At 69.5% G+C, this 12,426-nt stretch carries 12 protein-coding genes; all 12 read right to left on the bottom strand.

Annotation, left to right across the window (positions count from 1 at the left end):
• Window positions 1-26: 26 nt before the first annotated feature.
• The 12 genes from J7E96_RS32745 to J7E96_RS32690 all read right to left on the bottom strand — a co-directional run bounded on the left by J7E96_RS32745 (window position 27) and on the right by J7E96_RS32690 (window position 12,424).
• A complete protein-coding gene (locus J7E96_RS32745) occupies window positions 27-2,663 on the bottom strand; it encodes a bifunctional (p)ppGpp synthetase/guanosine-3',5'-bis(diphosphate) 3'-pyrophosphohydrolase (protein ID WP_215136821.1) in 2,637 nt (878 codons plus the stop codon).
• Between the two features lie 170 nt (window positions 2,664-2,833).
• The gene (locus J7E96_RS32740; protein ID WP_215136820.1) at window positions 2,834-3,376 is read right to left on the bottom strand and encodes an adenine phosphoribosyltransferase; all 543 of its coding nucleotides are present in this window, start codon (window positions 3,374-3,376) and stop codon (window positions 2,834-2,836) included.
• Entirely contained in the window at window positions 3,373-4,503 is a 1,131-nt protein-coding gene (gene secF, locus J7E96_RS32735; protein ID WP_215136819.1) for a protein translocase subunit SecF, read from the bottom strand. Before secF ends, J7E96_RS32740 begins: the two co-directional genes overlap by 4 nt.
• Window position 4,504: 1 nt before the next feature.
• Window positions 4,505-6,244, bottom strand: coding sequence for a protein translocase subunit SecD (gene secD / locus J7E96_RS32730; protein ID WP_215136818.1), 1,740 nt, complete (start codon window positions 6,242-6,244; stop codon window positions 4,505-4,507).
• Window positions 6,245-6,388: 144 nt separating this feature from the next.
• On the bottom strand, window positions 6,389-6,877 hold the full coding sequence (gene yajC / locus J7E96_RS32725) for a preprotein translocase subunit YajC (protein ID WP_215136817.1): 489 nt from the start codon (window positions 6,875-6,877) through the stop codon (window positions 6,389-6,391).
• Between the two features lie 174 nt (window positions 6,878-7,051).
• Complete coding sequence (ruvB, locus tag J7E96_RS32720; protein WP_215136816.1) at window positions 7,052-8,119, bottom strand: Holliday junction branch migration DNA helicase RuvB; 1,068 nt, start codon at window positions 8,117-8,119, stop codon at window positions 7,052-7,054.
• A 20-nt stretch (window positions 8,120-8,139) separates the two neighbouring features.
• Window positions 8,140-8,769 (bottom strand): Holliday junction branch migration protein RuvA, encoded by a 630-nt coding sequence (ruvA, locus tag J7E96_RS32715; RefSeq protein ID WP_215136815.1) that lies wholly within the window; start codon window positions 8,767-8,769, stop codon window positions 8,140-8,142.
• Window positions 8,766-9,314, bottom strand: a complete 549-nt coding sequence (ruvC, locus tag J7E96_RS32710; RefSeq protein ID WP_215136814.1) for a crossover junction endodeoxyribonuclease RuvC — start codon at window positions 9,312-9,314, stop codon at window positions 8,766-8,768. The genes ruvA and ruvC overlap by 4 nt, the downstream gene beginning before the upstream one ends.
• Before the next feature lie 136 nt (window positions 9,315-9,450).
• The gene (locus tag J7E96_RS32705) at window positions 9,451-10,206 is read right to left on the bottom strand and encodes a YebC/PmpR family DNA-binding transcriptional regulator (RefSeq protein WP_215136812.1); all 756 of its coding nucleotides are present in this window, start codon (window positions 10,204-10,206) and stop codon (window positions 9,451-9,453) included.
• 63 nt (window positions 10,207-10,269) lie between these two features.
• Window positions 10,270-10,860, bottom strand: a complete 591-nt coding sequence (pdxT, locus tag J7E96_RS32700; RefSeq protein WP_215136810.1) for a pyridoxal 5'-phosphate synthase glutaminase subunit PdxT — start codon at window positions 10,858-10,860, stop codon at window positions 10,270-10,272.
• A gap of 8 nt (window positions 10,861-10,868) precedes the next feature.
• Entirely contained in the window at window positions 10,869-11,777 is a 909-nt protein-coding gene (gene pdxS, locus J7E96_RS32695) for a pyridoxal 5'-phosphate synthase lyase subunit PdxS (protein WP_214976643.1), read from the bottom strand.
• Between the two features lie 98 nt (window positions 11,778-11,875).
• On the bottom strand, window positions 11,876-12,424 hold the full coding sequence (locus J7E96_RS32690) for a hypothetical protein (RefSeq protein WP_215136808.1): 549 nt from the start codon (window positions 12,422-12,424) through the stop codon (window positions 11,876-11,878).
• Between the last annotated feature and the right edge of the window lie 2 nt (window positions 12,425-12,426).

Genomic DNA, 12,426 nt, shown 5'->3' with positions numbered 1-12,426 from the left:
TACCGGGGCCCTCGTGCGTACGAGCCCTACGGCCGGCGGGCCGAGGTGACGCGGTAGACGTCGTACACGCCCTCCACGCCGCGCACCGCCTTCAGGACGTGCCCCAGGTGCTTGGGGTCGCCCATCTCGAAGGTGAAGCGTGAGGTGGCCACCCGGTCGCGGGACGTCTGGACGGCCGCGGAAAGGATGTTGACGTGCTGGTCGGACAGGACGCGCGTGACGTCCGAGAGGAGGCGGGACCGGTCCAGTGCCTCGACCTGGATGGCGACCAGGAAGACCGAGGACTGGGTCGGGGCCCACTCGACGTCGAGGATGCGCTCCGGCTCCTTCGACAGCGAGTCGACGTTGACGCAGTCGGCGCGGTGCACCGATACGCCGCTGCCGCGCGTGACGAACCCGATGATCGGGTCGCCGGGCACGGGCGTACAGCAGCGGGCCAGCTTGACCCAGACGTCGTCGACGCCCTTGACCACGACGCCAGGGTCGGTGTTCGAGCGGCGTTTGCCGCGGCCGCGCGAGGGCGGCGCGCTCTCGGCGATGTCCTCGGTGGCTGCCTCTTCGCCGCCGAGCGCCTGCACCAGCTTCTGGACGATGCTCTGGGCCGTGACGTGGCCCTCGCCGATCGCGGCGTACAGCGAGGAGATGTCGCTGTAGCGCATCTCGTGCGCGAGCGTGACGAGGGAGTCGCCGGTGAGGATGCGCTGGATCGGCAGGTTCTGCTTGCGCATGGCCCGCGCGATGGCGTCCTTGCCCTGCTCTATGGCCTCGTCGCGGCGCTCCTTGGAGAACCAGGCGCGGATCTTGTTGCGGGCGCGCGGCGACTTGACGAAGCCGAGCCAGTCGCGGGACGGGCCCGCGCCGGCCGCCTTGGAGGTGAAGACCTCGACCAGGTCGCCGTTGTCGAGGGTCGATTCGAGCGGTACGAGCCGCCCGTTGACCCGCGCGCCTATCGTGCGGTGGCCGACCTCCGTGTGGACGGCGTACGCGAAGTCGACGGGTGTGGCGCCGGCCGGCAGCGCTATGACGTCGCCCTTGGGCGTGAAGACGAAGACCTCGTTGCGGGAGAGGTCGAAGCGCAGGGACTCCAGGAACTCGCTGGGGTCCTCGGTCTCCTTCTGCCAGTCCAGGAGCTGCCGGAGCCACGCCATGTCGTTGACGGTGTCCTGGCCGCGCCCGGTGTTCTTGGGTACGTCGGTGCGGACCTTGGAGGCGCCGGCGACGGCTTCCTGCTTGTACTTCCAGTGGGCGGCGATGCCGTATTCGGCGCGGCGGTGCATGTCGAACGTACGGATCTGGAGTTCGACGGGCTTGCCACTGGGGCCGATGACCGTCGTGTGCAGCGACTGGTACATGTTGAACTTCGGCATCGCGATGTAGTCCTTGAACCGGCCGGGGACCGGGTTCCATCGCGCGTGGACGGTGCCGAGGGCGGCGTAACAGTCGCGGACTGTGTCGACGAGTACACGGATGCCCACCAGGTCGTAGATCTCCGCGAAGTCACGGCCGCGGACGATCATCTTCTGGTAGACGCTGTAGTAGTGCTTCGGCCGGCCGGTGACGGTGGCCTTGATGCGGGCGGCTCGCAGGTCGGACTGGACCTCGTCGGTCACTATGGCGAGGTATTCGTCGCGCTTGGGCGCGCGCTCGGCGACGAGCCGGACGATCTCGTCGTACATCTTGGGGTAGAGGATCGCGAAGGCGAGGTCCTCCAGCTCCCACTTGATGGTGTTCATGCCCAGGCGGTGAGCCAGGGGCGCGTAGATCTCAAGGGTCTCGCGGGCCTTCTTCTCCTGCTTCTCCCGCTTGAGATAACGCATGGTGCGCATGTTGTGCAGGCGGTCGGCGAGCTTGATGACCAGGACGCGCGGGTCCTTGGCCATGGCGACGACCATCTTGCGTACGGTCTCGGCCTGCGCGGCCTCGCCGAACTTGACCTTGTCGAGCTTGGTTACACCGTCGACGAGGAGCGCGACCTGGTCACCGAAGTCGCGGCGCAGGGTGTCCAGGCCGTACTCGGTGTCCTCGACGGTGTCGTGCAGCAGCCCCGCCATCAGCGTCGCCGGGTCCATGCCCAGCTCGGCGAGGATCGTCGTCACGGCGAGGGGGTGCGTGATGTACGGGTCGCCGCTCTTGCGCTTCTGGCCGCGGTGCCAGCGCTCGGCGACCTGGTAGGCACGCTCGATCTGACGCAGCGTCGACGTCTCGATCTTTGGGTCGTTGCTGCGCACGGCCCGCAGCAGCGGTTCGAGGACCGGGTTGTACGGGCTGGAGCGCTGTACGCCCAGCCGGGCGAGCCTGGCCCGTACGCGGTTGGAGGAGCCACCGGTGGTGCGCGGGGTGGCACCCTGGACCGGCTTGGGCGCGGAAACGGGCGGCGTGGAGTCCGTGGCGTCGCCGGCGGCCCGCTCGGGGGCGGTCTTCGGCTTGCCGGCGGGCTCGTTGCCGGTGGGCTCGGGGTTCTTGGCGGCGGCGCCGCTCTTCGCCCCGGCGGCTGGCGGGCCGCTCGCGGGGATGCCGCTCTTCGCGGGCTTTACCGGGGGGCCGGTCGCGGGCGTGACCGGGCTCGCCGCGGCCTCGGCGGCCGACTGCCGCTGGTCGGGCTGCGCGGCTGCGGGGTCCCCCGGACGGGAGCTGGGGGAGAGTGGCTGGGCCTCGTCTGGCAAGAGCGCTCCTCGTGCGGGTCCGGGTCCCCCGGTCAGGCCCGGAAAGCCCATGGTAACGATGCCTGGCCTCTGGTTGCCCCCGGGCCTGTTACCTGAGCCAACGTGAGAGGCGGGGCCCGGAATTCCTCCGGGCCCCGCCTCTCACGTACAGCCGTGCTGGTCAGACCCCGTCAGACCGTGATCAGGGCGTCCAGCGGAGCACCCTGGAGCGCCGGTTCCAGGCGGCCGCGGCCGCCCAGGAACCCGAGCTCCATGAGGACCGCGACCCCGGCGACCTGGGCTCCGGCCCGCCGGATGAGCTCCAGCGAGGCCTCGGCGGTGCCGCCGGTGGCGAGGACGTCGTCGATGACAATGACGCGGTCGCCGTCGGCCAGGTCCTCGGCGTGGATCTCGATCTCGGCGGTGCCGTACTCCAGCTCGTACGCCTGCGAAAGCGTCGCACCCGGCAGCTTCCCCGCCTTGCGTACGGGGATGAAGCCGAGGCCGGCGCGGACCGCGACGGGCGCGGCCAGGATGAAGCCGCGCGCCTCCAGACCGACGATCTTCGTGGCGCCGCAGCGTACGCACAGCTCCGCGAGAGCGTCGGTCAGCGCCGTGAACGCCACCGGGTCCGCGAGCAGCGGGGTGATGTCCTTGAACATCACACCGGGCTTCGGATAGTCCGGTACGTCACGGATGCGGCTGAGCAGGAGCTCCTGCGTGGTGATCGTCATCGCCGCTTGCCCGAAGGCCTGCCGCGGCCACCGCTGCCGCCACGGGGCCGGCCGACGACCGCCCCGGCGGGCGCCGAGTCGTCCCCGGCGTGGTGCTGCGCCTCGTCCGGGCCGTCGTAGCCGACGGATCCGTCGGAGTCAGGCCACTCGCCCTTGGCCATCGCGGCCGCCCGCTTGGCGAGCACGCGCTTCTTCAGGGCCTTCATCTGCGGGTCGCGTTCCTTCAGGTCGGCGACGAGCGGAGTGGCGATGAAGATCGAGGAGTACGCACCGGCGGCCAGGCCGACGAAGAGCGACAGCGAGATGTCGTTGAGCATGCCCGCGCCCAGCACACCGCCACCGATGAACAGCAGGCCCGCCACCGGGAGCAGCGCGACGACCGTGGTGTTGATGGAACGCACCAGGGTGCCGTTGAGGCTGCGGTTGGCGATCTCGCTGTACGTCCAGCGGGTCTGCTTCGTGATGTCCTTCGACCCCTCCTTGAGACCGTCGAAGACGACGACGGTGTCGTAGAGGGAGTAACCAAGGATCGTCAGCAGACCGATCACGGTGCCCGGTGTGACCTCGAAGCCGACCAGTGCGTACACACCGACGGTGATCGTGAGGTCGTGGATCAGGGCGATGAGGGCGGCCACGGCCATGCGCCATTCGAAGGCGATGGCGAGGTAGATGACCACCAGCACCATGAAGATCGCGAGGCCGGTCCAGGCCTTGTTGGCGATCTGCTCACCCCAGCTGGGACCGACCAGCTCGGAGGTGATGTCGTCCGGCGCGACGCCGAGGTCCTTCGCGAGCTCGTCCTTGACCGGATTGGCGGTCTGGGTGTCCAGACCGCTGATCTGGATGCGCATGCCGCCGTTGCCGAGCTCCTGGACGATCGCCTCGTGCCCGGAGGCCTTCTCGGCTTCTTCCTGGACGTGGGCGACGGAGACATTCGTCTTGTCCGTCGTGAAGACGGCGCCGCCCTCGAACTCGATGCCCATGACCAGGCCCCGCACCGCCAGGCCCACGATGGCCGTGATGGTGATCAGGATCGAGAGGCCGTACCAGATCTTCCGCTTGCCGACGAAGTCGTAGCCGACCTCACCGTTGTAGAGGCGGGCGCCGAGACTGCCGAGTCGGGACATCTCAGGCCTCCTTCGGGTCGATGGGGGCGGAGACGCGACGGGTACGGCGCAGCGGAGGCTGTACGCCGAGCCGCTTCGGGTCCAGACCGGACCACGTGTGGCCCTGGCCGAAGAACTTCGTGCGCGCCAGCAGCGTCATCAGCGGCTTCGTGAAGAGGAACACCACGACCACGTCGAGCAGGGTGGTCAGGCCGAGCGTGAACGCGAAGCCCTGCACCTTGCCGACGGTCACGACGAACAGCACCGCGGCGGCGAGGAACGACACGAAGTCGGACACCAGGATCGTGCGCCGAGCGCGCGGCCAGGCACGCTCCACAGCGGGCTTGAGCGTACGGCCCTCGCGGATCTCGTCACGGATGCGTTCGAAGTACACGATGAACGAGTCCGCGGTGATGCCGATGGCAACGATCGCACCACACACCGCGGGGAGGTTCAGCGCGAAGCCGATGCCCGGGCCGAGCAGCGTCATGATCGTGTACGTCAGGACCGCCGAGACGATGAGGCTGACGATGGCGACGAACGCCAGGCCGCGGTAGTACGCGAGCAGGTAGATGACGACCAGCGCGAGACCGATCGCGCCGGCGATCAGGCCGGCCTTGAGCTGCTCGCCGCCGAGCGCGGAGGTGACCGTGGTGACGGTCTCCTCGGTGAAGGTGAGCGGCAGCGCGCCGTACGAAAGGATGTTGGCCAGGTCCTGGGCCGACTCCTGGGTGAAGCTGCCGGAGATCTCGGCGTTGGCGCTCAGGGTCGTGTTGACCGTGGGGGCCGAGACGACCTCGCCGTCGAGGACGATGGCGAACTGGTTCTGCGGCGGCTGCTGCTGCGACAGCTTGCTGGTGATCTTCGCGAACTTCTTGGACCCACCGTCGGTGAAGTCCATGGTGACGATCCAGATGCCACGCCTGGGGTCCATCGTGGCCTGGGCGTCGTCGACGTCCTTGCCGTTGACCTCGGTCGGGCCCAGGATGTACTTCTCCCACTCACCGGCGTTGTTCTTCCCGCAGGCGACCATCGGGTCCTCGGGCTTGACGCCCCGGTTGGCCTGGACGCGGTCGGTCTTCTTCGTGCAGTCCAGAGCCGCGAACTTCTTCTCCAGCGCGGACGTCGCGGGATCGGCCGGCGGTGTGGCCGGCGGCTTCCCGGTCTCGTCCGGACTCTTGGAAGCGCTGCCCGTGGGCGTCGGCGTCGGCGTCGGGGCCTTCTTGAGGCCGTCCGTCACGGCGCGGCCCTGGGTGGTGGCACTGGCCGACGGCGTCGCGGTCGGCGTGGACTTGCCGTCCTTGCCGCTCGTCGAGGCATTCGGGGAGGGCGTGGCGTCGGGCATCGGCGTACCGGTGGTGTACGTGACCACCGGCCGGAAGTAGAGCTGAGCGGTGGTGCCGACCTGCTCCCGGGCCTGCTTCTCGTTCGTCCCCTTGGGGATGTTGACGATGATGTTCTCTTTGCCCTGAGTCTGAACCTCAGCCTCGGAAACGCCCAGACCGTTGACACGGCGGTCGATGATGCCGACCGCGGTATCCATGTTGGTCTTGTTGATGGCGTTCGGCTTGCCCGGCTCCGGCACGGCCTTGAGCGTGATGCTCGTGCCGCCGGCGAGGTCGATGCCCAGACGCGGCGTGAGCTCACCGGTCGCGAACATCCCGCTGGTGAGCGCGACCATGGCGATCACGATCAGAGCCAGGGCGCGCCCTGGCCTGCCCGGAGCCCCCGCGGGCCTGCGGCCCTTCTTCGGTGCTGCCACCTTCTCGTTTCTCCCTGTCCAACCGCCCCCGCGCCGGGTGAGCGCCAAGGCGGCCACGAAGTATGTGGGGCCCAGCCCCGCGGAAGTCGACACGCTCCGGGGACCGGGGTACGCCGGTGGGCGCGCCGCGGTCCCCCTGCGTGACTACTTCGCGTCAGTCTCGCCGTCGGTCTTCTTGTCCTTCGGCTCGTCACCGGCCGCGGCGGTCACGTCGTCGGCCTTGTCGCCCTTGTCGGCTTCGGGCTTCTTGCCGAGGTCGATGCGCGCGGCGTCGTCCGCGTCCGTCGCAGACTCGGTCAGCGACGAGGCGTCGTCGGGAACGACCGGAGCGTCAACCTTCAGGTCGACGCTCTCGCCGTGGACGATGCGGTTGTACTCCTCGTCGTCGAGGACGGCACCGACGGAGTTCTTGGCGTAGACGGCGTGCACGCCGGGCGCGACCTCGAGGAGGATCGTGTCGTCGTGGACTTCCTTGACGGTGGCGTACATGCCCCCGATCGTCCGGATGCCGGTGCCGGGCTGCATTTCGTTGCGCATCTGCGCAGCCGCCTGCTGCTTCTTCTTGGCGGACCGGGTCATCAGGAACATGGCCCCGATGAGCACGATGAAGGGGAGGAAGGTCAAGATATCCACGGGACGAAATTCCTTCGCACGACCGCGCTGGGAGGCGGCCTGATCTACGGGGGTGGGCACGCCGACCCTGGAAGGACGGCATCGGCGGAGTCTAAGCGAGTCCGCATCATTGGAACAACGCCCAGCATCGCACCGTGGTTCCTGACCGGGCGAGCCTCCGCGCCGTCACGTCCGTCACGTCCCGAATAGACCTGGTTGTCCGCTTCCTCCGTTACCCTGCCGCGGCGGTACGAGCCCGAGATGTGCCCAGGCGGCGGGTGTGGCCACCCGGCCCCTCGGTGTACGGGCCAGCAGACCTTCCCGTACGAGGAACGGCTCGGCCACTTCTTCGACCGTCTCCCGCTCCTCCCCCACGGCGACCGCGAGCGTGGACAGACCCACGGGTCCGCCGCCGAACAGCTTGAGCAGCGCGCCGAGCACGGCCCGGTCGAGGCGGTCGAGGCCGCGGGCGTCTACCTCGTACACCTTGAGGGCCGCGGCGGCGATGTCACGGTTGATGACGCCGTCGGCCTTGACCTGGGCGTAGTCGCGGACGCGGCGCAGCAGGCGGTTGGCGATACGGGGCGTGCCGCGGGAGCGCCCGGCGATCTCCGCGGCGCCCTGCACGTCTATCTCCAGGTCGAGGAGGCGCGCGGAGCGGTGGATGACCCGCTCCAGGTCGGCGGGCTCGTAGAACTCCATGTGGCCGGTGAAGCCGAAACGGTCGCGCAGCGGGGGCGGCAGCAGGCCGGCCCTGGTGGTGGCGCCGACCAGGGTGAAGGGCGGCAGTTCCAGCGGGATGGCGGTGGCACCGGGCCCCTTGCCGACGATCACGTCGACGCGGAAGTCCTCCATGGCCATGTAGAGCATTTCTTCGGCCGGGCGGGACATCCGGTGGATCTCGTCGAGGAAGAGGACCTCGCCCTCCTGGAGGGAGGAGAGGATCGCGGCGAGGTCGCCGGCGTGCTGGATGGCGGGGCCCGAGGTGATGCGGATCGGGGCGTTCATCTCGGCCGCGATGATCATCGAGAGGGTGGTCTTGCCGAGCCCGGGGGCACCGGAGAGCAGCACGTGGTCGGCGGTGGCGCCGCGCGCGCGGGCCGCCTTCAGGACCAGGTCGAGCTGCTCGCGGACCTTCTCCTGGCCCACGAACTCGTCGAGGTCCTTGGGGCGCAGCGCGGCGTCGACGGCCTGGTCCTCGCCGTCGGGGCCGGAGTCGACCAGCCGCTGGTCGGTGTCGGGTCCGGTGTCGTCCCAGTTCATGTACGGATCTCTCGAATCGGTCAGCGGGCGCGGTTGAGGGTCTGGAGCGCGGCGCGCAGCAATTGCGGCACCGGCGGCTGGCTGCCCCCTGCCAGGGCCGCCTCGGCCTGCGGGGCCACCGCGGCGACCGCGTCCTCGGCCTCGCGCGACGCGTACCCGAGGCCGATGAGCGCGGCCTGGAGCTGCTCGCCCCACGGCGCGGGCCCCGACGCGACGCGCTGGGCGCCGACGTGGCCGCCGGTACCGAGCGGCTCGCCGAGGCGGCCCTTGAGTTCGAGGAGCAGCTTCTGGGCGCCCTTCTTTCCGATGCCGGGGACGGCGGTGAGCGCCTTCTCGTCACCCGTCGAGACCGCCAGGCGCAGCGCGTCCGGCGAGTGCACGGCGAGCATGGCCTGGGCGAGCCGGGGGCCGACGCCGCTGGCGGTCTGGAGCAGCTCGAAGACCTGCCGCTCGTCGTCGTCGGCGAAGCCGTAGAGGGTCAGCGAGTCCTCCCGTACGACCAGGGAGGTCGCGAGCTTCGCGTCCTGGCCCAGGCGCAGCGTGGACAGGGTGTTCGGCGTGCACTGCACGGCCATGCCGATGCCGCCGACCTCGATGACCGCCGTGGTGGGGGCGAGTGCGGCGACCGGGCCGCTGACGAACGCGATCATCGCGTGACCTTCCGTACGACGGGGATGCGGGGCGTGCGGGCCGCGGCGTGCGCCTGCTGGAGGCGGTTGGCGGCGGGGGCGCGCCAGATGTGGCAGATGGCGAGCGCGAGGGCGTCGGCGGCGTCGGCCGGTTTGGGCGGGGCGTCGAGCCGCAGCAGCCGGGTGACCATCGCGCCGACCTGGTCCTTCTCGGCCCGGCCGTTGCCGGTGACCGCCGCTTTGACCTCGCTGGGCGTATGCAGGGCGACGGGCAGCCCGCGGCGGGCGGCGCACAGCATCGCGACCGCGCTGGCCTGGGCCGTACCCATGACCGTACGGACGTTGTGCTGACTGAACACCCGCTCCACGGCCACGAATTGGGGCTGATACTCGTCGAGCCATTCCTCGATGCCGCGCTCGATGGCGACCAGACGCTCCCCCAACTCGGCGTCCGACGGCGTGCGCACGACTCCGACCCCGAGCATCTTCAGGGGACGGCCGGCGACACCTTCGACGACGCCGATGCCGCACCGGGTCAGCCCCGGGTCCACGCCCAGTACGCGCATCGCGACCGCCCCCTCACTCTTTCGACTGATCAGCACAGTAGCGGCTGGCTCTGACAACGCACGGACGGGCCGCCGGGAGCGTGTCCCGTCGGCCCGTCAGCGGGTATAAAGCACTGTCGACGTGCTGATCAGCGAATCAGGCCGCGTCGACCTTCTCCATGACCTCGTCCGAGACGTCGAAGTTGGCGAAGACGTTCTGCACGTCGTCGCTGTCCTCCAGCGCGTCGATGAGCTTGAAGATCTTCCGCGCGCCTTCCTCGTCGAGCTCGACCTGCATGGTCGGGACGAAGTTGGCGTCCGCCGAGTCGTAGTCGATGCCGGCGTCCTGGAGCGCGGTGCGGACCGCGACCAGGTCGGTGGCCTCGCTCAGCACCTCGAAGGACTCACCGAGGTCGTTGACCTCCTCGGCGCCCGCGTCGAGCACCGCGCCTAGCACGTCGTCCTCGGTCAGCTCGCCCTTGGGGACGACCACGACGCCCTTGCGGTTGAAGAGATACGAGACGGAGCCGGGGTCGGCCATCGAGCCGCCGTTGCGGGTCATGGCGACCCGCACGTCGGAGGCGGCGCGGTTGCGGTTGTCGGTGAGGCACTCGATGAGCACCGCGACACCGTTGGGGCCGTAACCCTCGTACATGATGGTCTCGTAGTCGACGCCGCCCGCCTCGAGACCGCCACCGCGCTTGACCGCGGAGTCGATGTTCTTGTTGGGGACGGAGCTCTTCTTCGCCTTCTGGATGGCGTCGAAGAGGGTCGGGTTACCGTCGATGTCGGCGCCACCGGTGCGGGCCGCGACCTCGATGTTCTTGATCAGCTTCGCGAAGAGCTTGCCGCGCTTGGCATCGATCACGGCCTTCTTGTGCTTCGTCGTAGCCCATTTAGAGTGGCCGGACATCCGCCTGTCTCCTTCGCGTCACCAAATACTGCTGCGTTCGGCAGAGATCCTACCGGGATCCCGTCAGCCTACGGCGCGCACCATCTCTGTGAAGAGCTCGTGCACCCGGTGGTCGCCCGTCAGTTCGGGGTGGAACGACGTGGCGAGGGCGTTGCCCTGACGTACGGCGACGATGTGGCCGTCGTGCTCGGCGAGCACCTCGACGCGGGCGCCGACCGACTCCACCCACGGGGCGCGGATGAAGACGCCCTCGACGGGACCGTCCGCTATGCCCGCGACCTCGACCCCCGCCTCGAACGACTCGTTCTGCCGTCCGAAGGCGTTGCGGCGCACGATCATGTCGATGCCGCCGAAGGTCTCCTGACCCGAGCGCGGGTCCAGGATCTTGTCGGCGAGCATGATCAGGCCGGCGCACGTGCCGTAGACCGGCATGCCGTCCTTGATGCGCTCACGCAGCGGCTCGTGCATGCCGAAGAGCGTGGCCAGCTTGGACATGGTGGTGGACTCGCCGCCGGGAATGACCAGGCCGTCGACCTCGGCGAGCTCCTCGGGACGCCGGACCGGCCTGGCCGTGGCGTCCGCCACGGCCAGGGCGACCAGGTGCTCCCGTACGTCGCCCTGGAGAGCCAGGACTCCGATCACAGGGTTGCTCATGTCAGGCACTACCAGCCGCGGTTGGCGTAGCGCTCGGACTCGGGGAGGGTGTCGCAGTTGATGCCGACCATGGCCTCGCCCAGGTTCCGCGACGCGTCCGCGATGATCTTCGGGTCGTCGTAGAAGGTGGTGGCCTTCACGATCGCGGCGGCACGGGCGGCCGGGTCGCCGGACTTGAAGATGCCGGAGCCGACGAAGACGCCCTCCGCGCCGAGCTGGCGCATCAGCGCGGCGTCGGCGGGGGTGGCGACGCCACCGGCGGAGAACAGCACGACCGGAAGCTTTCCGAGCTCGGCGACCTCCTTGACGATCTCGTACGGGGCGCGGAGCTCCTTGGCGGCGGCGTACAGCTCGTTGTTGTCGTAGCCGCGCAGCTTCGCGATCTCGTTCTTGATCTGGCGCAGGTGACGCACGGCCTCGACGACGTTGCCGGTGCCGGCCTCGCCCTTCGAGCGGATCATGGCCGCGCCCTCGGCGATACGGCGCAGGGCCTCACCCAGGTTGGTGGCGCCACAGACGAAGGGGGTGGTGAACGCCCACTTGTCGGAGTGGTTGACCTCGTCGGCCGGGGTCAGGACCTCGGACTCGTCGATGTAGTCGACGCCGAGGGACTGGAGGATCTGGGCCTCGACGAAGTGGCCGATGCGGGACTTCGCCATGACCGGGATCGACACGGCCTCGATGATCTCTTCGATCATGTTGGGGTCGGACATCCGGGCCACGCCGCCGTCCTTGCGGATGTCGGCGGGCACGCGCTCCAGCGCCATGACGGCAACGGCGCCCGCGTCTTCGGCGATCTTCGCCTGCTCGGCGTTGACGACGTCCATGATGACGCCGCCCTTGAGCTGCTCCGCCATGCCGCGCTTCACGCGTGCGGTGCCGGTCTCGGGGGCCTGGAAGTTGCTGGTGCTGGACACGGATGGACCTCACTCGAAGAAAGAAGGTTCTTGCTACTCCGAGAGAACATCGCCCGACCAGTCCACCGCAAGGGCCAATGTGTAGCCGGTGGATCGTTTTACTGGCTGCCGGGGCGGTCGGCCAGCGCCACAGGAGGTGCGTCGTCCATCTCGAAGGCCAGCGGGAACGGCGCGTGGCCCGCAAGCCGGAACCACCTGACCTTGCGGTGGCGGCGCAGGGCGCGGGCGGCGCGTACGGAGTCGTTGTGGAAGCGCCGGGCCATCGGTACGCGCCGTACGGCTGCCGCCAGCTCCTCCGCGGCCTCCTCGCCGCCGGGCGCCTCCTTGACGGCGTCCACCTGCGCCGCCTCCCCGAAGACCGCCCGCAGCGCCTGGCTCAGCTCGCTCTCCGCGACCTCCCGGTGGTCCTCCTCGGCCTGCCGGGCGGCGTGCGCGGCCTGGTACAGCAGAATCGACGCGGCGGGGTCGAGCACACCGGAGGTCGCCAGCTCCAGGGTGACCGACGCGCGGCGCAGCAACTGGGCGTCGAGCGCGGCGCGGGCAGCGTCGATACGGGCGTGCAGGCGGTCCAGCCGGCCCGCGGTCCAGCTGAGGTACAGCCCGATGGCGAGGATGGCTACGACGATCCAGATGAGGGTTACGGTCACGG

This window comes from Streptomyces sp. ISL-96, from assembly GCF_018614035.1.
Taxonomy (GTDB): Bacteria; Actinomycetota; Actinomycetes; order Streptomycetales; family Streptomycetaceae; genus Streptomyces.
This window is presented reverse-complemented; position numbering and strand designations above follow the sequence as displayed.

What these genes read in the sequence shown, in the direction of transcription:
- J7E96_RS32705 (WP_215136812.1), bottom strand. Translation starts at nt 10,206, where the DNA reads ATGTCCGGCCACTCTAAATGGGCTACGACGAAGCACAAGAAGGCCGTG.
- ruvA (WP_215136815.1), bottom strand. Translation starts at nt 8,769, where the DNA reads ATGATCGCGTTCGTCAGCGGCCCGGTCGCCGCACTCGCCCCCACCACG.
- ruvC (WP_215136814.1), bottom strand. Translation starts at nt 9,314, where the DNA reads ATGCGCGTACTGGGCGTGGACCCGGGGCTGACCCGGTGCGGCATCGGC.
- pdxT (WP_215136810.1), bottom strand. Translation starts at nt 10,860, where the DNA reads ATGAGCAACCCTGTGATCGGAGTCCTGGCTCTCCAGGGCGACGTACGG.
- ruvB (WP_215136816.1), bottom strand. Translation starts at nt 8,119, where the DNA reads ATGAACTGGGACGACACCGGACCCGACACCGACCAGCGGCTGGTCGAC.
- secF (WP_215136819.1), bottom strand. Translation starts at nt 4,503, where the DNA reads ATGTCCCGACTCGGCAGTCTCGGCGCCCGCCTCTACAACGGTGAGGTC.
- J7E96_RS32740 (WP_215136820.1), bottom strand. Translation starts at nt 3,376, where the DNA reads ATGACGATCACCACGCAGGAGCTCCTGCTCAGCCGCATCCGTGACGTA.